A 1351-nucleotide genomic window follows, 5' to 3' on the forward strand; every position below is an offset into this window, starting at 1 on the left:
CTTCCGGGCGTAGAAATTAGGAAGCCGGCATTTGCTCGGGAGCTTCCGACAAGCTATGTCCGCGTTCGCCAGCCGCTGATCCGAAGCAGACCGACGGCTCCCGGCCCATGATGTCGGAGAGGTTTTGGAGCTCGGCCGACCAATGATCCACTCAACTCCTTCGTCGGCTGCCGAGTGCATCAAGCGACTCATCCACCAAAACAATTCATAAACCGCGACGCTTCGGGCCTTCACATTTGACCGGCTCAATAACAGTTATCTGCCGCCGCAAGTGCTTCGGCGCGGTGAGCTTCGTCTAGTGCGCCAATCCGTCGAACCGACGCGTAGAACCGTGCATAGTCGCCCGAACACAGGTCGAACAAGCGGAGAAACGCTGGAACCCGATCGCCATAAACGGAAGTCGCGGCGAGCTTGGCGTTGTTGATTGGGGAAGCGAACCAAGCATTGTATCCCCGGTATCCACCCCAGCGCCTGTCGCGCATCTGCCGGTAGCGCATTCGCAGCCGTTCGATCGCGGCTGCTTTCGCCGCCCACTTCTGCTCCGAGGTACCGGCGTCGTCGTAGACGTGACGTAACTCGTCCCGGGTCTGCGACACAAGCGCCAGAAATTCGGCGCTGCGCCTCCGGACGGCTTCGTAACGGCGCAATTCGGCAGTATCGCCAGCCGCGCGCAGCCATTTTTTCACGCCGGTTGTTTCGACGGCGACAGCGAACGCCTCGTTGAATGCGGAATCGTCGTGCACGTAGACGCGCTGGTGGGCCAGTTCATGGAAAACCAGCCCTGCAAGATACGTTTCATCATGGCTGAGCATCGTGCTTAGCAGCGGGTCACTTGACCAGCCAAGCGTGGAATATGCAGTGATGCCCGTCACATAGACGTCCATGCCCTGTCCTTGAAGTTCGACAGCGGTTTCAGTCGCAGACTTCTTGGAGAAATATCCCCGGTAGGGGACGCAGCCGAAAACGGGAAAACACCATGTTCGTGGCGTCAGCGAGAATTCCGGCGCGGCGAAGACGGCCCATGTCACCGAGTCCCGACCGATATCAACATAGCTGCGGTAGCTATTGTTGTCGGGCAGCGCTAGTTCATCTGTTGCAAACTGTCGTATGGCGCTCGCCGATGCCATTCGGGCGCGCAATGCCTTCGGCGTCGAAGGATCCTCGATCAGTTTTCCGACATCCTTGCGCGCCGTCATGATCTGCAGATGACCCTTCACGGACTGCGCGTAGTAGGAAATACTGGTGCAACCAACATCTTCAAGGATTTCTGCTGCGTCACGGGCGCAAGCATGAGCGTGGGACGGCCTGGCGAAAGGCTTACCGGCGATGGCTTTCGACATTGGCCTTCGAC

Annotated in this window: 1 protein-coding gene; it reads right to left on the reverse strand. The window is 58.7% G+C overall.

Features of this window, described 5'->3' with window-relative positions:
• Positions 1-245 precede the first annotated feature (245 nt).
• Entirely contained in the window at positions 246-1340 is a 1095-nt protein-coding gene (locus NKJ94_RS37335) for an aminopeptidase (protein WP_352532772.1), read from the reverse strand.
• Between the last annotated feature and the right edge of the window lie 11 nt (positions 1341-1351).

Origin of the sequence: Mesorhizobium sp. M0060, assembly GCF_040323155.1 — a bacterium.
GTDB lineage: Bacteria > Pseudomonadota > Alphaproteobacteria > Rhizobiales > Rhizobiaceae > Mesorhizobium.